21 protein-coding genes are annotated in these 23271 nt (G+C 62.2%); 15 read left to right on the forward strand and 6 right to left on the reverse strand.

The features are described from left to right. Positions 1–123: 123 nt before the first annotated feature. From LB523_RS04070 to LB523_RS04095, 6 genes are all read left to right on the forward strand, one after another. Complete coding sequence (locus LB523_RS04070) at positions 124–1620, forward strand: FAD-linked oxidase C-terminal domain-containing protein (protein ID WP_224601044.1); 1497 nt, start codon at positions 124–126, stop codon at positions 1618–1620. Beyond that, the gene (locus LB523_RS04075) at positions 1620–2132 is read left to right on the forward strand and encodes an endonuclease domain-containing protein (RefSeq protein ID WP_224601045.1); all 513 of its coding nucleotides are present in this window, start codon (positions 1620–1622) and stop codon (positions 2130–2132) included. The genes LB523_RS04070 and LB523_RS04075 overlap by 1 nt, the downstream gene beginning before the upstream one ends. A 214-nt stretch (positions 2133–2346) precedes the next feature. After that, a complete protein-coding gene (locus tag LB523_RS04080; RefSeq protein ID WP_224601046.1) occupies positions 2347–3549 on the forward strand; it encodes an FAD-binding protein in 1203 nt (400 codons plus the stop codon). Positions 3550–3598: 49 nt separating this feature from the next. Continuing rightward, the gene (locus LB523_RS04085; RefSeq protein WP_224601047.1) at positions 3599–4270 is read left to right on the forward strand and encodes a response regulator; all 672 of its coding nucleotides are present in this window, start codon (positions 3599–3601) and stop codon (positions 4268–4270) included. A 7-nt stretch (positions 4271–4277) separates the two neighbouring features. Beyond that, complete coding sequence (glcF, locus tag LB523_RS04090) at positions 4278–5603, forward strand: glycolate oxidase subunit GlcF (protein ID WP_224601048.1); 1326 nt, start codon at positions 4278–4280, stop codon at positions 5601–5603. A gap of 189 nt (positions 5604–5792) precedes the next feature. Beyond that, entirely contained in the window at positions 5793–6566 is a 774-nt protein-coding gene (locus LB523_RS04095) for a hypothetical protein (protein WP_224601049.1), read from the forward strand. Positions 6567–6605: 39 nt separating this feature from the next. Here LB523_RS04095 and LB523_RS04100 read toward each other — a convergent pair whose 3' ends face one another. Together LB523_RS04100 and LB523_RS04105 are read right to left on the reverse strand one after the other, a co-directional pair. Next, positions 6606–7526 carry a bifunctional 5,10-methylenetetrahydrofolate dehydrogenase/5,10-methenyltetrahydrofolate cyclohydrolase gene (locus LB523_RS04100; protein ID WP_224601050.1) on the reverse strand — a complete coding sequence of 307 codons (921 nt, stop codon included), beginning with the start codon at positions 7524–7526 and terminating at the stop codon, positions 6606–6608. Between the two features lie 356 nt (positions 7527–7882). After that, a complete protein-coding gene (locus tag LB523_RS04105) occupies positions 7883–8623 on the reverse strand; it encodes a L,D-transpeptidase (RefSeq protein WP_224601051.1) in 741 nt (246 codons plus the stop codon). A 213-nt stretch (positions 8624–8836) separates the two neighbouring features. Here LB523_RS04105 and LB523_RS04110 point away from each other — a divergent pair, with 213 nt between their 5' ends. Then, positions 8837–9475 carry a DNA-3-methyladenine glycosylase I gene (locus LB523_RS04110; protein WP_224601052.1) on the forward strand — a complete coding sequence of 213 codons (639 nt, stop codon included), beginning with the start codon at positions 8837–8839 and terminating at the stop codon, positions 9473–9475. A 205-nt stretch (positions 9476–9680) separates the two neighbouring features. On the opposite strand, the gene LB523_RS04115 is transcribed toward LB523_RS04110, so the two are convergent. Together LB523_RS04115 and LB523_RS04120 are read right to left on the reverse strand one after the other, a co-directional pair. Further along, positions 9681–10064 (reverse strand): hypothetical protein, encoded by a 384-nt coding sequence (locus LB523_RS04115; RefSeq protein ID WP_224601053.1) that lies wholly within the window; start codon positions 10062–10064, stop codon positions 9681–9683. A 27-nt stretch (positions 10065–10091) separates the two neighbouring features. Continuing rightward, positions 10092–10328, reverse strand: coding sequence for a hypothetical protein (locus LB523_RS04120; protein WP_224601054.1), 237 nt, complete (start codon positions 10326–10328; stop codon positions 10092–10094). A gap of 238 nt (positions 10329–10566) precedes the next feature. Here LB523_RS04120 and hisS point away from each other — a divergent pair, with 238 nt between their 5' ends. From hisS to LB523_RS04155, 7 genes are all read left to right on the forward strand, one after another. Continuing rightward, entirely contained in the window at positions 10567–12108 is a 1542-nt protein-coding gene (hisS, locus tag LB523_RS04125; RefSeq protein WP_224601055.1) for a histidine--tRNA ligase, read from the forward strand. Positions 12109–12282: 174 nt separating this feature from the next. Next, positions 12283–13401: an ATP phosphoribosyltransferase regulatory subunit gene (locus tag LB523_RS04130; protein WP_224601056.1), complete on the forward strand. Its 1119-nt coding sequence runs from the start codon at positions 12283–12285 to the stop codon at positions 13399–13401. After that, positions 13398–14099 carry an ATP phosphoribosyltransferase gene (gene hisG / locus LB523_RS04135; RefSeq protein ID WP_224601057.1) on the forward strand — a complete coding sequence of 234 codons (702 nt, stop codon included), beginning with the start codon at positions 13398–13400 and terminating at the stop codon, positions 14097–14099. Before LB523_RS04130 ends, hisG begins: the two co-directional genes overlap by 4 nt. 190 nt (positions 14100–14289) lie before the next feature. Further along, complete coding sequence (locus LB523_RS04140) at positions 14290–16050, forward strand: AMP-binding protein (RefSeq protein WP_224601058.1); 1761 nt, start codon at positions 14290–14292, stop codon at positions 16048–16050. Between the two features lie 10 nt (positions 16051–16060). Then, a complete protein-coding gene (locus tag LB523_RS04145; RefSeq protein WP_224601059.1) occupies positions 16061–16684 on the forward strand; it encodes a poly-gamma-glutamate hydrolase family protein in 624 nt (207 codons plus the stop codon). An 83-nt stretch (positions 16685–16767) separates the two neighbouring features. After that, a complete protein-coding gene (locus tag LB523_RS04150) occupies positions 16768–17871 on the forward strand; it encodes a calcium:proton antiporter (RefSeq protein ID WP_224601060.1) in 1104 nt (367 codons plus the stop codon). Positions 17872–18108: 237 nt separating this feature from the next. Continuing rightward, a complete protein-coding gene (locus tag LB523_RS04155; RefSeq protein ID WP_224601061.1) occupies positions 18109–18858 on the forward strand; it encodes an abortive infection family protein in 750 nt (249 codons plus the stop codon). A 22-nt stretch (positions 18859–18880) separates the two neighbouring features. Here LB523_RS04155 and LB523_RS04160 read toward each other — a convergent pair whose 3' ends face one another. Beyond that, positions 18881–19591, reverse strand: coding sequence for an SUEL-type lectin domain-containing protein (locus tag LB523_RS04160; protein ID WP_224601062.1), 711 nt, complete (start codon positions 19589–19591; stop codon positions 18881–18883). A 372-nt stretch (positions 19592–19963) separates the two neighbouring features. Then, on the reverse strand, positions 19964–20872 hold the full coding sequence (locus tag LB523_RS04165; RefSeq protein ID WP_224601063.1) for a hydrogen peroxide-inducible genes activator: 909 nt from the start codon (positions 20870–20872) through the stop codon (positions 19964–19966). Between the two features lie 173 nt (positions 20873–21045). On the opposite strand from LB523_RS04165, the gene katG reads away from it, so the two are divergent. Continuing rightward, on the forward strand, positions 21046–23253 hold the full coding sequence (gene katG / locus LB523_RS04170) for a catalase/peroxidase HPI (protein WP_224601064.1): 2208 nt from the start codon (positions 21046–21048) through the stop codon (positions 23251–23253). Positions 23254–23271: the final 18 nt, after the last annotated feature.

The raw sequence follows: 23271 nt of genomic DNA on the forward strand, positions 1-23271 counted from the left end.
CAGATTGCCGCTGCGGAAGCTTGGCGTCACGCTCGCCGCCGAATGCAAGCAAAGCAGCATTTGCAACAAAACCGTCGGGCTGGTAAAAGATTTTGACCAGTCAAGAGCGGATGAGGCTGCCCGATGTCCGGCTTAGCCATGCCCAAGCCAGATGCCGAAACGATGCGCCGGCGCGCCGAGATTGTCGCCGACATGCGCATCATCGTGCCGGGCGAGGGCGTCGTCGACGCGGCCAATGAAATGCGCGCCTTCGAGAGCGACGGCCTGACCGCCTACCGGCAGCTGCCGCTGGTCGTGGTGTTGCCGCAAACGGTCGCCCAGGTCTCGCGCGTGCTGAAATACTGCAACGAGCGCAACATCCGCGTCGTGCCGCGCGGCTCCGGCACCTCGCTGTCCGGCGGCGCGCTGCCGCTTGAGGATGCGGTGCTGCTGGTGATGAGCCGCTTCAACCGCATTCTTCAAATCGACTATCCTAATCGCGTTGTCGTGGCCCAACCGGGCGTCACCAATCTCGGCATCACCACCGCCGTCGAGCAGGAGGGCTTTTATTACGCCCCCGATCCATCCTCCCAGATCGCCTGCTCGATCGGCGGCAATGTCGCCGAGAATTCCGGCGGCGTGCACTGCCTGAAATACGGGCTCACCGCCAACAATGTGCTGGGCATCGAGATGGTGCTGATGAACGGCGAGGTGGTGCGCCTCGGCGGCAGCCATCTTGATCAGGAAGGCTATGATCTGCTCGGCGTCATGACCGGTTCCGAGGGCCTGCTCGGCGTCGTCACCGAGGTGACGGTGCGCATCCTGAAGAAGCCGGAGACGGCGCGCGCACTCTTGATCGGCTTCCCGACCAGCGAACAGGGCGGCCAGTGCGTCGCCGACATCATCGGTGCCGGCATCATCCCCGGCGGCATGGAGATGATGGACCGTCCGGCGATCCACGCGGCCGAGGATTTTGTCCAGGCCGGCTATCCGCTCGATGTCGAGGCGCTGCTCATCGTCGAGCTCGACGGGCCGAGTGTCGAGGTCGACCACCTGATCGGCCTCGTCGAGGCGATCGCCTACAGGAACGGCTCGACCACCTGCCGCATCTCGCAGTCCGAGCAGGAGCGGTTGAGCTTCTGGGCCGGCCGAAAGGCGGCCTTTCCGGCGGTCGGCCGTATCTCGCCGGATTATTACTGCATGGACGGCACCATCCCGCGCAAGGAACTGCCGCGCGTGCTCGCCGGCATGCGTGATCTCTCCGAGAAATACGGCCTCGGCGTCGCCAATGTCTTCCACGCCGGCGATGGCAATCTGCACCCGTTGATCCTCTACGACGCCAATGTGCCGGGCGAGCTGGACAAGGCCGAAAGCTTCGGCGCCGACATCCTGCGCCTCTGCGTCGAGGTCGGCGGCGTCCTGACCGGCGAGCATGGCGTCGGCGTCGAGAAGCGCGACCTGATGCCGGAAATGTTCAATCAGATCGACCTCGACCAGCAGATGCGGGTGAAATGCGCCTTCGACCCCAACCACCTGCTCAACCCGGGAAAAGTGTTTCCGCAGCTGCGGCGCTGCGCGGAGCTTGGGAGGATGCATGTGCATCGCGGGCAGGTCGCGTTTCCGGATATTCCGAGGTTTTGATGAAGACTCAGGATCAAAGTTCCTCGCCCCCGCAAAGCGGGGGAGAGGTGGCTCGGGCGAAGCCCGAGACGGAGAGGGGGGCGGCCTATCAGCCAAGCCGCCGCTCGCCCGAGAAAATTGCCCGCGCCCGCGCGCTTCGTAGCGGCGACAACCAGGCGGAAGCGATCCTCTGGAACGAACTGAAGGCAAGAAGGCTAGGCGGATACAAATTCGTTCGCCAGATGCCCATCGGTCCGTATTTTGCGGATTTTGCGTGCAGGAGCGAAAAGCTGATTGTGGAACTGGATGGCAGCCAACACGCGGACAGTTCGTACGACAGGCGGCGGGATGAATTCATGCGGGGCGAGGGCTTCTCGGTTTTGCGGTTTTGGAGCTTCGATGTCTTAAAGAACAAGAAGAGCGTTTGCGAGACGATCTTTGCGGCGTTGGAAGGACGGCTTGCCGAAGACGTAGTTGCTGCCGACCTCAGGTTTGTTTTCGCAGCCAGGAAGACGGGAGATAGCGCTCCATGATGGCCCCCTCTCCGTCTCGGGCTGCGCCCGAGCCACCTCTCCCCCGCGTTGCGGGGGCGAGGAACCCAAGCTTTCCAAGGTCGCAACGTCGGCGGTCGGTGTTTCCCCGCCTCCATGAAATGGGAGAGAGGTGTCCGCGTAGCGGACAGAGAGGGGGCAGCGCTGCCATATGCGATTGCCCTGGCCCCGCTGGGGCGAGGAAAGGCGCCCCCTCATGACCACCTTCACCCCCTCCACACTCGCCGAAACCCTCTCCACCATCCAATGGGCAGCCGCCGAGGAAACGCCGCTCGAAATCCTCGGCCATGGCTCGAAGCGCGGCATCGGTCGCCCATTGCAGACCGAGCATACGCTCGATTTGTCGCACCTCATCGGCGTAACCCTCTACGAACCGGCCGAACTCGTGCTCTCAGCCCGTGCCGGCACGCCACTCGCCGAGATCGAAAAATTGCTTGCCGAAAACGGCCAGCAATTCGCCTTCGAGCCGATGGACTATGGCCCTCTGCTCGGCGGTGAACCAGGCAAGGGCACGATCGGCGGCGTGTTGGCTTCGAACCTGTCCGGCCCGCGCCGCCTCAAGGCAGGTGCGGCGCGCGACCACATCCTTGGCGTCGCCGCCGTGTCCGGCCGTGGCGAAGCCTTCAAGTCCGGCGGGCGCGTGGTCAAGAACGTCACCGGCTACGACCTCTCCAAGCTGATGGCCAACAGCTGGGGCACGCTCGCCGTGCTGACCGACGTCACCTTCAAGGTCCTGCCGGCCGCGGAAACCGAGGTGACCTTGGCCATTCGTGGCCTGCTCGACGATGCCGCCGTGGCCGCCATGGCGCTGGCACTTGGCTCCAGCGCCGAAGTGTCGAGCGCCGCACATCTGCCGGAGCGGATCGCCGCGAAGGTCGCCGGCGGCAAGCACGGCAGCGACGCCGCGACGCTGTTGCGCGTCGAAGGTTTTGGCCCTTCGGTCGTCTATCGGATCGAAGCGCTGAAGCAGCTGCTCGGCAAGGCCGGGCCGCTGGAAGAGATCGCCGGCGAGGCCTCGAAAACCATCTGGCGCGACATTCGCGACTGCGTGCCTTTCGCCGATGGCGGCACGCGACCGGTTTGGCGTGTCTCGATGGCGCCGTCTGAGGCGCACCACATGGTGATGGCGCTGCGCATGCAGGCGGCGGTCGATGCCTTCTATGACTGGCAGGGCGGTCTGGTGTGGCTGTCGATGCGCGAGGACGATCCGGAGGCTGATTTGCTGCGCGGCTTGATCCGCAAACATGGCGGCGGCCACGCGACGCTGGTGCGCGCCTCGCCCTCGCATCGCGCCGCGCTGCCGGTGTTCGAACCGCAGCCGCCGCATCTGGCGGCGCTCTCGGCGCGGCTCAAGGCCGAGTTCGACCCGAAGAACATCCTAAATCCAGGAAGAACTTGAAAATTACAACTCCAGGCTTACAGTGAATGTCCTTGGGGAGGAATTCAGGATGTTAAATTTATTGTCGCAGCATGAGTTCTGGACAGCTATTACCAGTTTGGCTTGGCCAGTTATTGCCTTATTTGCTCTATATAAATTTTTGCCGACAATAGATGGATTGCTTAAAAGAGATTCTGTAAGTGTTAAAATTGCTGGGTTTGAATTGAATTCGCAGCAAGTTGTCGACGACATAAGGAAAAGTATATCAGATATACAGAAGAGAATCTTAGAGATAGAAGGTAATGGTGATTTAGACAACAGGACTATATTTGAAAGAAATGAAAACATAGAGTTTTATGCAAGCCAAGAAATATCAAAGACATTGCTGTGGGTTGATGATTTTCCTTCAAATAACGCTTTTTTGATTGATGAATTTAGGAAAGGAGGTGTGGATGTGGTTCTTTCCTTGAGCACTGATGACGCGGTTAAGAGGCTGGAGAACGAAAGTTTTTTTGCGATAATAACGGACCTTGGTAGAAAAGAGGACGGGATTGACAATCCTGGCGCTGGCCTCGACCTTATTAGGATCGTAAAAAATAGAAACATAGAGGTGCCGATTTTGGTGTTCGCGGGGCCGCGAGGCATATCAAAGAGGGCTCAACTGATTGATGCCGGTGCGGAGGTGGTGACGCAATCGGGAGTGGACGTGATCAAGTTCGTCAATAAATACGCGCGCAAATAAGAACTAAATGCAAACCTCTTTTTCTTCCATACAGCTTGCCGACCCGCATGTCGCGGAATCGGAAAGGATCCTGCGCAAATGCGTGCATTGCGGCTTCTGCACCGCCACCTGTCCGACCTATGTGACGTTGGGCAACGAGCTCGATTCGCCGCGCGGCCGCATCTACCTCATCAAGGATATGTTGGAGAACGGCCGGGCGGCCGACAAGGAGATCGTCACCCATATCGACCGCTGCCTGTCCTGCCTCGCCTGCATGACGACCTGCCCGTCAGGCGTGAACTACATGCATCTGGTCGACCATGCCCGCGCTCATATCCAGGAAACCTACAAGCGCCCGCTGCTCGACCGGCTGACGCGCGCCATACTGGCCTTCGTGCTGCCTTACCCGAACCGCTTCCGCGTCGCGCTGAAGCTCGCCGGGCTTGGCCGGCCGTTCATCGGCCTGTTGGAGAAACTACCGGCGCTGAGGCCGGTGGCGGCCATGCTGAAGCTCGCGCCATCGGCGATCCCGCCGGCATCGCCGACGGCGAAGCCGGCCACGTATGCCGGGAAAGGCACAAGGCGCGGCCGCGTCGCGATCCTCACCGGCTGCGCGCAGTCCGTGCTCGATCCGGCGATCAACGAGGCGACCATCTCTTTGCTGACCAGGGTCGGCGTCGAGGTCGTGGTGCCGGAGGGCGAGGGCTGCTGCGGCGCGCTCGTCCATCATATGGGCCGCGAGCATCAGGCCCTGACCTCGGCCAGACAGAATGTCGACGCCTGGACGCGCGCCATCGAGCAGGGCGGGCTCGACGCCATTATCATCACCGCATCCGGCTGCGGCACGACCATCAAGGATTATGGCTTCATGCTCCGCCTCGATCCCACCTATGCCGAAAAGGCGGCGCGCGTCTCGGCATTGGCCAAAGACATCACCGAATATCTCGCCGCGCTCGACCTTCCCGAGCCAGCGCGCAGGCCGGGCACGGTCGTCGCTTACCATTCGGCCTGTTCCATGCAGCACAGCCAGAAGATCACGCGTCAGCCGAAGGAGCTTCTGGCCAAGGCCGGCTTCGTCGTGCGCGAGCCGCGCGAGGGGCATCTGTGCTGCGGCTCGGCCGGCACCTACAACATCCTGCAGCCCGACATTTCGGCCAAATTGCGCGACCGCAAGGTCAAAAACATCGAAGCGACGGGCGCCTCCGTCGTTGCCACTGGCAACATCGGCTGCATCACGCAGATCGCGTCCGCGGCGAAGCTGCCGGTGGTGCATACGATCAAGCTGCTCGACTGGGCTTATGGCGGCCCGAAGCCGGAAGGCGTTGTCGAGAAGAACCTGATCGCCGGCGAATAGGGAATTCCGAGAAATACCCTTTCGGATGTCGCTCCGAGCGATAGAGCGCATCTCGATTGGTCGGGCAGGCCGTATTTATAAAGTAATAATTTACGCTGATAGTGCCTTGTTCAAGTAGCGGCTGTCCGTGACTTGATTGGTGCCATATTTATCGAGTAGTTCGCTTCTGGGGCTTGAGCAGTGATTACAATGGGCCATCGTACAGCGAGCAAGGCAGCCGCTACTGGACTCCTGCTTCTTTCTTCGCTGGTGCCAAGTGCCCACGCTGCTGAAACGGCGGAGGATGTCTACAGGCTGCCTTGCACGGAACCGGATCTCAGCGCCGAACCCGGGCATCTGACGAAGGAAGCGGAGCGAACGCGCCTAATCGACCCTGCACATCTTGTGGCGATTAACCTCGGGCCGCTGAAATTCAGAATACCGTGGGCCTATTTCTACCCCCGCCCATTCTCCACCCATCTCAATTGCAATCCGAATCGCAAATCAGTGAGCATCCAATTCTGGATACCGGACCTAAAGGCGCCGGAACGCGATCTTTGGGGGAAGCCAGAGTTTCATCCGAGCGAAACGGACAGGCCCCATCCCGGACCATACGAGTCCGTCATTGTCGTCACCGGAATACAGTATTATGGCCCTGGATATCCATTGAAAGAAAGCAGCGCCGAACAAAGAATCGAAAAGCTCCTCAGATTATACCGGAACGACGGCCTAAATCTGATCAATCAGGGTGGTTTAATGAAGATGCGGACGAAATACACGACAGAAGAAGACGGCCAGTATTATTTCAGGAGCAAAACTGATAGCCTTTTTTTGTGGTGTATGCCAAAGTATTGTCAGGCATACCTTGATCTCAGGGATCTGAATCTGACAGCGCAGTTCACGATCCGCCGAGAGGTCTTTAGAAGTTATTTGCAAGCCTCTCAAGGCATCAGAACCCTCCTCGCGCGCTGGAACGCGGAGTAGTTTGTCCGTCCACCATTGCATCGAATTTGTATCGTCGCGCTATTCCGCCGCGAGCTGATCCGCTACCCCATAGGTCGCGCGATAAAGCGCGCGCTGGCGGTTGAGCGCCACCATGGTGTTGCGCAACAGGATCGCGACCGTGAGCGGGCCGACGCCGCCCGGCACCGGCGTGATCCAGGAAGCCACTTCCTTGACGCTGTCGGTGTCGACGTCGCCGACAATACGGGTTTCGCCGTCGGGCCCGACCTCGGAATTGATGCCGATGTCGATGACGCAGGCTCCCGGCTTCACCATGTCGGCCTTGATCAGCCGCGGCTTGCCGACTGCGACGAACAGCGCATCGGCGCGCCGCGCATGCGCCGCCAGCGATCGCGTCATGTGGTGGCACACCGTCACCGTCGCGCCCTCGCTCATCAACAAGAAGGCGATCGGCTTGCCGACGATCTCCGAATGGCCGACGACGACCACTTCGAGCCCCTTGAGCTCGAGGCCGGTCTCCTTCAGCAGTTCGACCGAGGCCGCCGCCGTGCAGGGCGCCAGGTCGAGCTGGTTGTAGACGATGTTGCCGATCGAGGCCGGATGCATGCCCTCGACATCCTTCAGCGGATGCACCGCCGCCTGCAGCGTCTTGATCGGGATATGCGCCGGCACCGGCCGTTGGATGATGATGCCGGTGACGCGCGGGTCGGCATTGAGGCCGTAGATCGCCGCTTCCAGCTCGCCGGCGGTGATGTCGGCGGAAAAGCGCCGCTCCTCGAAGGAGATGCCGGCAAGGGCTGCCTTGGCGCGCTGGTTGCGCACATAGACATCGACCGCTGCGGTATCGCCGACGGTGATCGAGACCAGCTTCGGCGGAAAACCTTCGGCCGTGGCGATCGCTGCGTCCTCGCGCACCGAAGCAATGATGCGCTGGGCAACCGGGCCGCCTTTCAGGTAGCGGCTGTCGTCGGTCCGGGTCATGGCTGGCACCTCTGCCTTCTGAGGCAATTCAAGGAAAGGCGCACTGCCGTCCGGAATTGCGTGACTATAGGATTTGTGCACTGCAATAGCAGAGGAGCGCCGGGAAATCAGCCCCGGAAACGAAATGCCCTGCTTTCGGGGCGACTTGCCACCTCATGCATGGAAAAAACAAAAAACGAAAAAGGCAGCGCGGTTTCCCTGCGCTGCCTTTTCGCGACTGGCCGTATCCCCACACGGCCCGTCCCCCATAAACCCCTTCGCTGGTTAAAGCACATCCCGCAGGATGGCACTATGACTTGGCTGCAACAGCATCGGACAAAAAGTGCTGCGCCGTCTAACCAGCTGATTCGCTGTGACTATATCACCTCGACCGTGGTTCCGACATTCACGCGTTCATAGAGATCGACGACATCTTCGTTGCGCATGCGGATGCAGCCGGAAGACACCGCGCCGCCGATCGTCCAGGGCTGGTTGGTGCCGTGGATGCGGTATTCGGTGGTGCCGAGATAGAGTGCGCGCGCGCCGAGCGGGTTCTCGATGCCGCCGGCAAGATAGGTCGGCAGGTAGCGGCCCTTGGCAGCTTCGCGCTTGATCATCTCCGCGGGCGGACGCCAGTCCGGCCAGACCTTCTTGTCGGTGATCTTGTGGGTGCCGGACCATTCGAAGCCGGGCTTGCCGGTGCCGACGCCATAGCGCCGCGCCTTGCCGTTCTTCTCGACCAGATAGAGGAAATTCTGGTGCGTATCGATGACGATGGTGCCCGGCTTCGCAGGGCCGTCATAGGCGACTTCCTGCGGCAGGTAGACCGGATTGATCTGCGGCCGCATCACCATGCGCTTGGCCGGCTGCTGCACGGCCGCCGTCTTTTGCCGATCGGGCTGCGCCTGGAACAGGCGCTGCAGCGGCTGCTGTACCGCCTGCCGCGTCGGGCGCATGATGCCCGGCGCGTGGCCAAGCTGCAGCACCCAAGGCGCCGAAAGGTCGGGGCTTACCATCACCGGCGGCACATCGGCATAGCGGTCATTGGCAAGGGAAGTCGTGGCGCCGGCGGCAAGAATGGCCACCGCGCCGAGCAGGGAACAAAACGCTGTCTTCATGGGAACGCACCTTGATCGAACTCATCCGGGGCGGCGAGGGCGCCCTGGGTTTCGCGATCCTTGGCGCGGAGCGGCAAGCAAAACATGAATCGGAATGCGTAAAATGCCGCTTTGTCAGTAAACCTTTTGGTGTGGTTACCGGCCGGTTCAGGAATCTGGTAAAGCCACGGTAAAAGCGGCGCTGAAGCGCATTAACGAATGGATCTGCTGACGATGGCGATTGAAAATACCGGCATTCTCGATGGCCCGGACGGCAGGGCGCGCTGCTTCTGGCACGGCAATTTGCCGGACTATCTCCACTACCACGATCACGAATGGGGCCGGCCAGTGACGGACGATCGCCGGCTGTTCGAAAAGATCTGCCTCGAAGGCTTCCAATCGGGCTTGTCGTGGCTGACCATCCTGCGCAAGCGCGAGAATTTCCGCGAGGCCTTCGCCGGTTTCGACTTCGACAAGGTGGCGGCGTTCACCGACGCGGATGTCGAGCGCCTGCTCGGCAATGCCGGCATCATCCGCCACCGCGGCAAGATCGTTTCGACCATCAACAACGCCAAACGCGCCCGCGAGATGGTCGACGAGTTCGGCTCGCTTGCCGCCTGGTTCTGGAAGTTCGAGCCGGGTCCGGCCGAGCGGCCCGAAATCGTCGACCTGGCGCATCTGCGCGCTAACCCGACGACGGCGGTGTCGGTCAGGATATCGAAGGAATTGAAGAGGCGCGGCTGGAGCTTTGTCGGCCCGACCACGGTCTATGCCTTCATGCAGGCGATGGGCCTGGTCAACGACCATCTCGAAGGCTGCTACTGCCGGGCAGAGGTGGAGAAAGAGCGCAAGAAGCTGAAGCGGCCGAAGTAGGGGTGCTTTTGCCTTCTCCCCTTGTGGGAGAAGGTGGCCGCGAAGCGGCCGGGTGAGGGGTGTTCCAGGGAATGCCAGCGTCTCACACCGCCGGAGGAGACGGCAAGTTTGCCGGCGCCTCACTTCGCTGGAGCACCCCTCATCCGTCTCGGCGCTAACGCGCCGATCCACCTTCTCCCACAGGGGGAGAAGGAAAAGAGGCGCGCTACTTCTCGAACCTGCCCTTATGGCCGCTGCCGTTGATGTCCCACACCAGGCTGGAGCCGGACACCGTCAGCACCAGTCCGCTGAAGCCGCTGTCGTCGGGCGTATGATGCGTGGAGGCGGAACTGCGGCCTGCCGGGATGACCTCGACAGTCGAGCCCTTCCGCACCCAGCAGCCCTTGCCGTACTGGTCGTTGGCGCCATAGGCGAGCGCGAATTCAAAGCTGCCGTCTTTCTTCAACAGCAGTTCTGAACCGACCTCCATGACGCCGTTCAGGTAATAATGGCCGGCAAGACGGGCATCGCCCGGCTGGCAGGCGTTGGCGGCGCTCGTCGCGCCAACAGCTAGCGCGCCGGCAAGCGCGCACGCAAATCGCAACTGCATGATGATCCCCGATCGTTGAGTGAAAGGTCAGACGGTGCCGGCGCCGGCCAGGAACAACCCGGCAATGATCGCCGCCACCGCCGCGAAGGCCGGATAGATCACCAGCAGGCCAGTCACCAGCGCGTCGCGCACGGTGGGCTCGCGCGCCTCGGCCGCGACCTCGAACGGCCCGGCCGGCTGCTGGGCCGGCTTGAGCATAAAGCCACCGGCAGGGCGCAGTCTGGCCGATGTGCCGCTCTCGATAATGTCGTTAGCCGTCGTCATGGCCCCGGACCCCTTGTTTCGACGCGCTTTATGGTCGCCGATTGTGTCGGTAGCATGCCGCGCCGACGGCGGAATTGTTTCGTTTTTCGCGTGGTTTGTTTCAGCTCTTTCCTTCCCACAAGGGAGAAGGAAAGAGCCCACCCTTGCCGCACCTAGCAGCATCGGTTAGGACACGCGCGCCTTGGAAATAGGAAATTTCCTATCTAAGGCGTGCCACGAAACACCGAGTACTCATCCCATGGCCGACAAATCCGAAAAGACGAAAGCGCGGCTGCCGCGCGGTTTTGCCGACCGCAGCGCCGAGGATATTCGTGCCGTCGAGAAGATGATGGCGACCATCCGCTCGGTCTACGAGCTCTACGGTTTCGAGCCGGCCGACCAGCCGCTGATCGAATACACCGATGCTCTCGGCAAATTCCTGCCCGATCAGGACCGGCCGAACGAAGGCGTGTTCTCCTTCCAGGATGATGACGACCAGTGGCTGTCGCTGCGTTACGACCTGACCGCGCCGACGGCGCGTTTCGTCGCCGAGAATTACGACAGGTTGCCAAAACCCTATCGCAGCTACCGCTCCGGCTGGGTGTTCCGCAACGAGAAGCCTGGTCCCGGCCGCTTCCGCCAGTTCATGCAGTTCGACGCCGACACCATCGGTACGCCGGGTGTCGCCGCCGATGCCGAGATGGCGATGATGATGGCTGACGTGATGGAAGCGCTCGGCATCAAGCGCGGCGACTACGTCATTCGCGTCAACAACCGCAAGGTGTTGGACGGCGTGCTGGAAGCAATTGGCCTTGGCGGCGAGGAAAATGCCGGCCGCCGGCTGACGGTGCTGCGGGCGATCGATAAGCTGGACAAGTTCGCACTCGAAGACATTCAACTTTTGCTTGGAAAGGGCCGCTGGGACGGCGGCAAGGAAGGCGAGGGAGATTTCACCAAAGGCGCAGGTCTTTCCGACAGTCAGATATCGCAGTTGTTAAACATCACTGGTTGGAAGGCTCAGGGATCGGGCAGCAGCGGGGTTGCTAACGGCCTTACTGTCGACAATCTGCGTCGCGGCTTCGAGCAGACTCCTCTGGTGATGCAAGGTTGCGAAGAGCTTGATCAGATACAAATGCTCTGTGCAGCCGCTGGTTACGACGAAACTAAGATATTGATCGACCCCTCCGTCGTGCGCGGGCTCGAATACTACACCGGCCCGGTCTTCGAGGCCGAGTTGCTGGCCGAGATCCCCAATGACGAAGGCCAAATCGTGCGCTTCGGCTCGGTCGGCGGGGGCGGGCGCTATGACGGGCTGGTCTCGCGCTTCCGCGGCGAGCCGGTGCCGGCGACCGGCTTCTCCATCGGCGTTTCGCGGCTAATGACGGCGCTGAAGAACCTCGGCAAGCTCGACGCCGCCGATGTCATCGCGCCGGTCGTGGTGCTGGTCATGGACAAGGACACCGAAAGCCTCGGCCGCTACCAGAAGATGGTCGCCGAGCTCCGCGCCGCCGGCATCCGCTCCGAAATGTATCTCGGCGGCGCCGGCATGAAGGCGCAGCTGAAATATGCCGACCGCCGCGACAGCCCGGTCGCCATCATCCAGGGTGGCGACGAGCGCGCCAAAGGCGAGGTGCAGATCAAGGACCTGATCGAAGGCGCGCGCCTGTCGGCCGAGATCGCCGACAATGCCGAATGGCGCGCGGCAAGGCCGGCGCAGGTGACGGTGGCGGAGAGCGAGCTGGTTGGCGAGGTGAAGAAGATTCTGGCGGCGCAGGCTGAGGAGCGCGCACGTGGCCGATAGGGCGCCGACCTTCCCTTCTCCCCTTGTGGGAGAAGGTGGCCGAGCGAAGCTCGGTCGGATGAGGGGTGTTCCAGGGAACGCCGGCGTCTCATTCCTTCCAACACCCCTCATCCGTCTCGGCGCTGCGCGCCGATCCACCTTCTCCCACAAGGGGAGAAGGGGAAGGGGCGCCGCATGACCTCCCGTCCCGCCATCGCCGGCGACATCGTCGAACTCTTCGCCGCCCGCGACACCCACGCGGTCGAGGTCGCCGTGCTGCAACCGGCCGACCCGTTCCTCGACATGGCGGGCGAAGACCTGCGCCGCCGGATCTTTCTCACCGAGAGCGAGACCGGCAAGACGCTGTGCCTGCGGCCCGAATTCACCATTCCGGTCTGCCTCGATCACATCTCCAGCCAGGCCGGCACGCCGCGCCGCTATTCTTATCTCGGCGAAGTGTTCCGCCAGCGCCGCGACGGCGGCAACGAGTTCTTCCAGGCCGGCATCGAGGATCTCGGCGACCGCGACACGGCCGCCGCCGATGCCCGCTCGCTGGCCGACGCGCATGCGCTGCTGTCGCTAGTGCTGCCCGGCCGGAAGCTCGCCGTCACGCTCGGCGACCAGACCTTGTTTGAGGCGGTGCTGGCCGCGCTCGGCCTGCCGCGCGGCTGGCGCATGCGCCTTGCCCGCGCCTTCGGCTCGGCGCCGATGCTGGAGGCCGCCCTTGCCGATCTCGCCAATCCGCCGCGCAACAGCCAGCTCTCCGGTCCGGTCGCCCTGCTGGTGCTCGACGGCGATGTGGAAGGCCTCGCCGCGCATATTGCCGACGGCATGGAGGAAGCCGGGCTGTCGGCGTCATCCGGCCGCGCGCCGGCCGACATTGCGCGCCGGCTGATCGAGAAAGCGCAACTGCGCAGCGTGCGGCTGTCCGACGAGGCCTTCTCGGCGTTGAAGGGCTTTCTCGAGATCGACGTCGCGCTCAGCGACGCGACTGCGGCGCTGGAAAAATTCGCCGCCGATGCCGGCCTGTCGCTGGGACCGGCGCTGGAGAATTTCGCCGCCCGCGCCAAGGCGATCGAGGCGCATGGCCTGCCGATGGCGCAAATCCGCTATGACGCCGCCTTCGGCCGCCCGCTGGATTACTACACCGGCCTGGTCTTCGAGATCGCGGTCCAGGATGGCGATCGCCCGCTGGTCGGCGGCGGTCGCTACGACCGGTTGCTGACGCTGCTGGGAGCAAAAAAGCCGATTCCAGGGGTCGGCTTCTCGGTTTGGCTCGATCGCATCGAAGCCTTGCGGGAGAACGCCAAATGATCACGCTGGCGATCCCCTCGAAGGGCCGTCTCAAGGAGCAGTCGCTCGAAGTGCTGGCCAAGGCCGGCCTGGCTGTCGCCTTGCCTGAAGACGACCGCAAGTACCGCGCCCGCATCGACGGTCTCGACAATGTCGAGGTGGCCTTCCTGTCCGCGTCCGAGATCGCCGGCGAGATAGGCCAGGGCGCGGTCGATCTCGGCATCACCGGCGAGGACCTTTTGCGCGAGAACCTCGCCGACTGGGAAGCGTGCGCCGAGATCGTCGCCCGCCTCGGCTTCGGCCATGCCGATGTCATGGTCGCGGTGCCCGACATCTGGCTCGACGTCGACAGCATGGCCGACCTCGATGACGTCGCCGCCGATTTTCGCCAGCGCCATGGCCGGCGCTTGCGCATCGCCACCAAATACTGGCGGCTGACGCAGCAGTTCTTTTCGCTCAAGCACGGTATTCAGGTCTACCGCATCGTCGAAAGCCTGGGCGCCACCGAAGGCGCGCCGGCGGCGGGGCTGGCCGACGTCATCGTCGACATCACCACCACCGGCTCGACCCTGCGCGCCAACCACCTCAAAGTGCTGGGCGACGGTGTGATCCTGAAGTCGCAGGCTTGTCTCGTTGCTTCGAAGAAGCAGCGCGTTGCGGCCGACGAAGCGGTGTTGCGCGACATCGCCGCGAAGATGAGCGTCCTGCCTCACGCTTGAGGCCCCTGTAGAGACCGGGGATGTGGTGGCCAGCCTCCGAAGGCGGATGAACGGGAGGGGTCGTTGCGGCAGCGCTCGACGTGAGACGACCCCGCGCTTCGCGAAGCACCCTCAACGGGAGGGGACCTTTGACGGATTTCCACCATCTCCATCGGCTGATAGGCTGGCCTATCCCGGGAGGAGAACGGCGATGGCGATCAAACTCGACGAGCTCATGAACGCCACCAATCTGCGCAAAACGCGCAACAGCTTCATTGCTCCGGTTGGCGGCAAGGCGCATGTGTCGGGCGACCGCTCGGTGCCTCTGCTCGACAAGACCATTCCGGAATTGTTTTCCGATACGGTGAGCAGATACGCGACGCTCGACGCCGCCGTTTTCGTCGGCCAGGACAAGCGTTTCACCTGGAGCGAGCTGTCGGATGCGGTCGACGCCTTGGCCGCCGGTTTCCTGGCGCTCGGCCTCGAAAAAGGCGACCGCGTCGGCATCTGGTCGCCGAACCGCTGGGAATGGCTGGTGACGCAGTTCGCCACCGCCCGCATCGGCCTGATTCTGGTCAACATCAACCCGGCCTACCGGCTGACCGAGCTCGAATACGCACTGAACAAAGTCAGCTGCAAGGCGTTGGTCACCGCCGCGCAGTTCAAGACCTCCGACTATCTCGGCATGATCGAGACATTGGCGCCGGAGATCGCCAAGGCGGAGCCCGGCAAGCTCAAGGCTAAGAAACTGCCGGCGCTGGAAATAGTCATCCGGATGGGCGACGACAACTCGCCCGGCATGTTGAATTTCGGCGACGTGCTCGCAATGGCCGGTCGCGACGAGCATGACAGCCTCGACCGCATCTCCGAAGGGCTGAAGCCCGGCGAGGCCATCAACATCCAGTTTACCTCAGGCACGACCGGCGCGCCGAAAGGCGCGACGCTGACGCATTCCAACATCGTCAACAACGGCAATTTCGTCACCTCGGCAATAAAACTCACCACCGAAGACCGGCTCTGCATTCCGGTGCCGCTCTATCACTGCTTCGGCATGTCGATGGGCACGATGGGCTGCGTGTCGAAAGGCGCGACCATGGTCTTCCCGGGCGAAGGTTTTGAAGCCGGCGCGACGCTGAAAGCGGTCGCGCAGGAGCGTTGCACCGGGCTCTATGGCGTGCCGACAATGTTCGTCGCCATGCTCGATCACGCAGATTTTGCCAGCTTCGATCTCTCCAGCCTGCGCACCGGCATCATGGCCGGCTCACCTTGCCCGATCGAGGTGATGAAGAAGGTGGTGTCGCTGATGCATATGAGCCAGGTGACCATCGCCTATGGCATGACGGAGACCAGTCCCGTCTCCTTCCAGAGCAGCGTCGACGACCCGCTGGAAAAGCGCGTCTCAACCGTCGGCCGCATCCACCCGCATGTCGAGGTCAAGGCGATCGGCGCCGACGGTGGCACCGTCGCGGTCGGCGAGCCGGGTGAGCTCTGCACGCGCGGCTATTCGGTGATGAAGGGCTATTGGGACGACGCCGAAAAGACCCGCGAGGCGATCGACGTCGACGGCTGGATGCACACCGGCGACCTCGCCACGATCGACGCCGAGGGCTATTGCAACATCGTCGGCCGGGTGAAGGACATGGTCATCCGCGGCGGCGAGAACGTCTACCCTCGTGAGGTCGAGGAATTCCTCTACCGCCATCCGAAAATAAAGGAAGTGCAGGTCTTCGGCATCCCGGACGACAAATATGGCGAGGAGCTCTGCGCCTGGATCGTGCTGAAGCCCGATCAGATCGCCACCGCCGAGGAGATCAAGGCCTTCTGCGCCGGTCAGATCGCGCATTACAAGGTGCCGCGCTACATTCGCTTCCGCGCCGAGCTGCCGATGACGGTGACCGGCAAGCCGCAGAAGTTCCTGATGCGCGAGGCGATGGTGGAGGAGCTCGGGCTGGTGGCGCAGAGGACGGCGTGAAACGGCATCTATGGACAACGAGTTTCCAAATTTCGCGGCGCTGAGGGCCGCCAAAATCGAGAACATAGATTATCGCATCGTCGTCCGGCGCGGCGCGCGAACCGGAAGTGCCATCGTCATGGCCCCGCATGGCGGCAAAATCGAGCCTCGCACCTCCCTGATCGCCGAGACGATAGCGGGGGCCGATCTCGATATGTATTCCTTTGAAGGGCTCATGCCCGAAAGCAACCGGGAGCTGCACATAACGTCCAGGAACTTTGACGAGGCAACCGCGCTCGAACTGTTGCGGACGAAGTCCACCGTCGTCGCTATCCACGGCCGTCAGGATCGCGACGATTTTTCGACAGTCTACCTGGGCGGCAAGGACGCCGCTCTGGTTTCAGAGATAGCCGGGCGTCTGCAGGAGGCCGGTTTCCAGACAAAAAGAGACAATCATCCCTTTCCCGGTATCCAGGATTCCAACATCGTCAACCGAGGGCTGACGGGGAAGGGGGCGCAGCTGGAAGTGCCCTTCTCGCTGCGCCGCCGACTGGGCAACGAGCCGGAACTTCTGGAAAAATTCTGTGGGGCGGTTCGCAACGCCATCGAGACATTCGACGCCTTGAACGGCGCCCGGTCTCCAATCATATTTTGAATGCTGCAAGGATGCCCGCGAGAGATGCTCCCCACGCGCTTTTCCGCTAAGTTCGCGTAAACGCCTGGCATTCGGGGGCTTTGATGACTGGTTATGCGCGATCGGTGACGTCCTACACGATGCCGTTGGCGGCGCTGGCAATGGCTTTCGCGGTCAGGGCCAGCGGCCTTTCGGTCGACGAAGGGTCGCTGAATACCAGGATCCTCATTGGGGTGCTGTCGAGCGCCATCATGTTCACCACCATTTTCGTCGTGCTCGACCACGCCGAGGCAGTCGCCTTGCGCGTCGGCGAGCCCTATGGAACTTTGGTGCTGACATTTGCTGTGACGGCAATCGAAGTGTCGATCATCGTCTCCATGATGCTGCATGGAGAAAACAACCCGACGCTGGCGCGCGAGTCCGTTTTCTCGACGGTGATGATCACCTCCACCGGCGTCGTCGGCATCTGTCTCACGCTTGGCGGCTGGCGCTACCGCAAGCAGGCGATCCTGCGGCAAGGAACCAGCGCATACCTGTCGGTTCTGATTGCGCTGACCGTGATGACGCTTATTCTTCCGACCTACACCCAAGCCACGGATCCCGGCACGTTTTCGGCGGCTCAGCTTGGTTTTGTCAGCGTCCTTTCGGTGCTGCTCTATGCGAGCTTCGTGTTCGCCCAAACCGTCCGACACCGGGAGGACTTCGTCCAGGGGCAGGCGCACGACGCTCCGACGCGAACTGCAACCCACGGAAGCATCTCCGTCAGCGCGCTCCTGCTGCTGAGCGGGCTCGTCGGCATTGTCCTGCTCGCCGAGCAGGTCGCCGCGAGCGTGGAGGATGCGCTCGCCGCGTATAAGGTGACCCAGGCCGACAGCATCGTAGGGGCAATGATTGCGGCACTGGTTTTGATGCCGGAGGCGATCTCGGCGATCCGCGCCTCCTTCAAGAATGAGCTGCAGCGCAGCCTGAACGTCGCGATGGGCTCGGCCTGCGCCACGATCGGTTTGACGATACCGGCGGTCGCGGCGGCCAGCCTGCTGACGGGCAGGGGCCTGACCTTGGGGCTTCCGGCGTCCGATGCCGTGCTTCTGGTGCTGGCGCTTTTCATATGCAGCGTGAGCTTCAGCACCGAACGAACGACGTTCCTGACCGGCATGGTCCATGTCGTGGTGTTTTTCACCTACGTGTTTCTGATCTTTGTGCCGTGAACTTGTCACGGGCTGACAACGAAGTGCAGGGATGTGGACGGCTGCGAGATCAGAAAACCAACCGCGATCATCTCGGTCGAGCTGCGATTACCTCTGGCGCCAGTGATCGCCAAGCCGCGGAAGTTCGTGATGAGCCAAGCGATAGTCAAGGGGCTGGGGTGGTGCAGAAGGGGCGCGAGGGACCTTGGTTAGCCGGAAGACCAGGTATCCACAAGGTCCCTGGGTTTGGACTTGCGGTTGCCTGCAATTCCGCATGAAAATGTCGCCATGGAAATGTCTGTAGTAGCTGCCTTGCGGACAGCAATTGTAGAAGCGCTCTACCCTGTGAGCGCGAATCTGCTAGCCGATGTTGGCGAAGCTGTGGGATTGGCGCCTGGCACGCGAGACGAAGCGTTTTCCAGCAAGCAGCGTTATGTCAGTCGGCGACTCGTGAAGCTTGCCCGCGAGGAAGTTCTTCGGGTCGCACAGAGAGTTCTTGATGAATATCCAACGGAAGACCTTGAACGCGCCGTAAGGCGGGCAACCCAAAGCCAGCCGGCCGACAGCATGATATCGACGTCCCTCGCTTCATTCGACGAGTCCGAAGTGCATACAGTGTGGCAGCGGGCATTGAGCCGAAGGGAAACCGACGCCGAAGGCGCCATCACGCTAGCGCGGACGCTGCTCGAGGCGGTGTGCAAGCACATTCTCGAGGGTTCAGGAAAGGCCTACAGCGAAAAAGACGAATTGCCGAAGCTTTACCGGTCCGCTGCCGAATGCCTGAACCTCGCTCCGGATCAGCACACCGAGGACATTTTCAAACGGATTCTCGGTGGGTGTCAGACTGTGGTCGAGGGCCTGGGTGCCATCCGCAACAAGCTTAGCGATGCCCACGGAAAAGGGCCTCGACCGGCGCGCGCGACCGCTAGACATGCTGCCCTGGCCGTCAACCTTGCGGGTACGATGGCGACGTTTCTGGTGGAGACTTGGAACCAGCGGCGGGACTAGCCTGTTCGCATATTTCTGTCTGTCATCCAGGACAGGATAGCGTGAAAGCGGTTTCGCTCTCTTCAAACCTCACGTGTCGAGGATCGTTAGGATTGTGGCTGCATGTGAAATTCACAACGCAGTGTTTCGGCGTGCCTTTGGCCGGATCGCTGCCCACGTGATCGTTATTGCAAGCAAATTTACATGACGATGTGTTGCCGCATTCCCGCTGAACCAAAATCAGTATTGATACGGATTTTGCTCCGTAGTTCGCTGCATATTCAGCACTTTGCACTGAAATTAGGTTCGCGCCAGAGGGCGGGACGGGAGCTGGACGGTCCGATATTAAATAGTATAAAATAGAGAGTACGGCGATGAGCAGTAGGACAATGGCTGCCCAACGAGTTTGGCTAGCTCTCTCAATCGCGCTGGTGTCAACAACCTTCTGGAGGTCAACATTAGCCTTGATTTTGTCGTACATGGCGCCAGCTAGCGCGGTGTCCTTGTTTTTGTAAGCCAAGATAGCACGCAGAGCCTCCAATCGCCGAGCTTCATCTTTGAAGCTTCTGAGTATCTCAAGCACCTGCCGTTCGGTAAAAACTGGATATCCTTCGACGATTGGTCGAAGCGACCGTTCGGCGGCCCGGACTTCGCTCGCGCGATTTGCGACGAAGAAATATGCTATGAGGGCGAGAACCCCGAGCCCCCCGGATGTCCCAGCGATCGCGGCTACAACCTCAGGATTAATCCACATATGCCCCCTCCCACACAGACCGATGCGTGATTTCGCTTCGCCCGAGTCGAAGTTAACATGGGGGCGCCAAAATAAACAACTGGCGGGTTTACTAACGGAGTGTTTTCCCCTCAGGTGCAAATGTGCAAAGTTCTGCCACGATCTGAATTGTTTATCCTACTGCCTTAATATGTTGAAATTGTCTCATTCTGTGGACAGACTCTGGTTGTGACTACATTTTCTTTGTGACACCAAATCGTGAGCCAATCGGCGAGCTATGACGCTAGCGGTGTGTAAGCCGCCAAGGTGTGACCGCTACTTGTACCGGCCCTTAATGGACCGCGGAACGAACAGTAGTTTTCGACTATCAGCAGTGCACTTAATGGAGTTCGCTCACGCCGCCAGCACCGCCCGATCCAGCCCGCGTATGATCCGCGCCAGCTCCACGCATTCGTCCTGGCGCACCTTGTTCTTCCGCCAGGCCATGCAGATCATGCGCTGCGGCATCGGCTCCTGGAACGGCACGATTCTCAGATCCGGCATGACGCCGGCCGCACTTGCCGCCATTTCCGGCACCAGCGTGACGCCCAGCCCATGCGCCACCATCTGCAGGAGCGTCGTCAGGCTGGTCGCGCCATAGCTTGCCATCGCCACCGGCCGCACATTGCCGCAGACGGCCAGCGCCTGCTCGCGCAGGCAGTGGCCTTCCTCCAGGAGCATCAGACGCTCCAGCGCCGGGCTCTCGGGCGGCACCGGCGGTGAGGCGAAGGCCGGATCGCCGGCGGGAACGGCAAGGAAGAAGCGGTCTGGAAAAAGCGCTTCGGTGACGATCGCCGGCTGCTCGAGCGGCAACGCCGCGATGAAGGCGTCGAGCCGGCCGGACGTCGCATGCTCGACCAGGGAGGCGGTCACCGCTTCGCGCAGTTCGAGCTGCAGGGCAGGGTAGTGCTTTTTCAGCTCCGGGAGCACATGCGGCAGGAGATAGGGCGCGACCGTCGGGATCATGCCCAGCCGGAAGCGTCCTTCCATGGTCGGGCGGCCGCGCCGGGCAGTCGTCTCGACGTCACGTATATCCGCCAGAATGCGCTCGATACGCGGCTGCAGGGCAAGCGCCTCGTCGGTCATGCGCACCGTCTTGCCGCCGCGTTCGAACAACAGACAGTTCAGCCGCTCTTCCATCTCGGCGATCTGCGCGGAAAGGGCCGGCTGGCTGACGCCGGCAAGCTTCGCCGCGCGGCCGAAATGCAGCGTCTGCGCCAGCGCGTCGAAATACTGCATTTGCCGGACAGTGAGGCCAATCATAAGAAAATCCTATCAAACGAAACAGGAAAGGCAATTTGTCTTTATCGGCAGGCCGGCCTAGTCTGGAATCGTTCCAGGTTGGCGCGGCCAGCGGCTGCCCCCGAAATTTCGGGAAAAATCAACCTCGGCAAAATTCAACCACGGCAAAACCTCGGCAGAATCGGGAGACTAAGATGGACGCGAAAACCGACGACAACAGCGCTGGCAAATGCCCGGTGGCGCATGGATCCGCACGGACCAACCGCGACTGGTGGCCGAACCAGCTCGACCTTGCCGTTCTCCACCAGCAGTCGAACCTCTCGGACCCGATGGACGAAGATTTCGACTACGCCAAGGAGTTCGCAAGCCTCGACCTTGATGCGGTGATCGCAGACCTGCACAAGGTCATGACGGATTCGCAGGACTGGTGGCCAGCGGACTTCGGCCATTACGGCCCGCTCTTCATCCGCATGGCTTGGCACAGCGCCGGCACATATCGCGTCGGCGACGGCCGCGGCGGCGCCGGCGCCGGTCAGCAGCGTTTCGCGCCGCTGAACAGCTGGCCGGACAACGCCAATCTCGACAAGGCGCGCCGGCTGCTGTGGCCGGTCAAGCAGAAATACGGCCGCAAGATCTCCTGGGCCGACCTTCTGATCCTCACCGGCAACGTCGCGCTGGAATCGATGGGCTTCAAGACCTTCGGCTTTGCCGGCGGCCGCGCCGATGTGTGGGAGCCGGAGCAGGACGTGGACTGGGGCTCCGAAACCAAGTGGCTTGGCGACGAGCGCTATTCGGGCGACCGTGAGCTTCGCGGCCATCTCGGCGCCGTGCAGATGGGCCTCATCTACGTCAACCCGGAAGGCCCGAACGGCAAGCCGGATCCGGTCGCGGCCGCGCGCGACATCCGCGAGACCTTCGGCCGCATGGCGATGAACGACGAGGAAACCGTGGCGCTGATCGCCGGCGGCCACAGCTTCGGCAAGACGCACGGCGCCGGCGACGCCTCGCTGGTGGGCGCCGAGCCGGAGGGCGCCGGCATCGAAGCGCAGGGCCTCGGCTGGTCGAGCAAATATGCCTCCGGCATTGCCGGCGACGCCATCACCTCGGGCCTCGAGGTCACCTGGACGACGACTCCGACCAAGTGGAGCAACAATTTCTTCGACAATCTCTTCAACTATGAATGGGAGCTGACGAAGAGCCCGGCCGGCGCCCATCAGTGGACGCCGAAAGGCGGCGCTGGCGCCGGCACCGTTCCGGACGCGCACAATCCCTCCAAGCGTCACGCGCCGGCCATGCTCACCACCGACCTCGCGCTGCGTTTCGATCCGGCCTATGAGAAGATCTCGCGCCGCTTCCACCAGAACCCGGACCAGTTTGCCGACGCCTTCGCCCGCGCCTGGTTCAAGCTTACCCACCGCGACATGGGCCCGGTGGTGCGCTATCTCGGCCCGCTCGTGCCGAAGGAAGAGCTGATCTGGCAGGATCCGATCCCGGCCATCGACCACGAGCTGGTGAGCGAGGCCGACATCGCTGCGCTCAAGGCCAAGATCCTGGCCTCCGGCCTGTCGGTCTCCGAGCTGGTCTCGACCGCCTGGGCCTCGGCCTCGACCTTCCGCGGCTCGGACAAGCGCGGCGGCGCCAATGGCGGCCGCATCCGTCTGGCGCCCCAGAAGGACTGGGAGGTCAACGAGCCGGCTCAGCTCGCCAAGGTGCTGGCCAAGCTGGAAGCCATCCAGAAGGAGTTCAACACCGCGCAGGCCGGCGGCAAGAAGGTCTCGCTCGCCGACCTCATCGTGCTTGGCGGCGTCGCCGCGGTCGAGAAGGCGGCGAAGGACGGCGGCACGGAAGTCAAGGTACCCTTCACGCCGGGCCGCATGGACGCTTCGCAGGAGCAGACGGACGTCGCCTCCTTCGCCGCGCTGGAGCCGAAGGTAGACGGCTTCCGCAACTATGCCCGCGGCAGGTTGCCGATGTCGGTCGAAGCGATGCTGGTCGACCGCGCCCAGTTGCTGACGCTGACCGCGCCGGAAATGACGGTACTGGTCGGCGGCCTGCGCGTGCTCGGTGCCAATGCCGGCGGTTCCAAGCATGGCGTCTTCACCGACGGGCCTGGCCAGCTCACCAACGACTTCTTCGTCAACCTGCTTTCGATGGCGACCGTTTGGGATCCGGCGGCCGGGTCAGAGCCGGGCTCGGACGAGGTTTACGAAGCGCGCGACCGCAAGACCAAGGAGGTCAAGTGGACCGGCACCCGCGCCGACCTGATCTTCGGCTCGCACGCGCAGCTGCGCGCGCTCTCCGAAGTCTACGCCTCGGCCGACGCCAAGGCCAAGTTCGTCAAGGATTTCGTCAAGGCGTGGACGAAGGTGATGAACGCCGACCGCTTCGACATCGCGAGATAAGGTCGTACCTCCCAAGCA

The sequence above is a fragment of the Mesorhizobium sp. ESP-6-4 genome (genome assembly GCF_020164735.1).
Classification (GTDB): domain Bacteria; phylum Pseudomonadota; class Alphaproteobacteria; order Rhizobiales; family Rhizobiaceae; genus Mesorhizobium.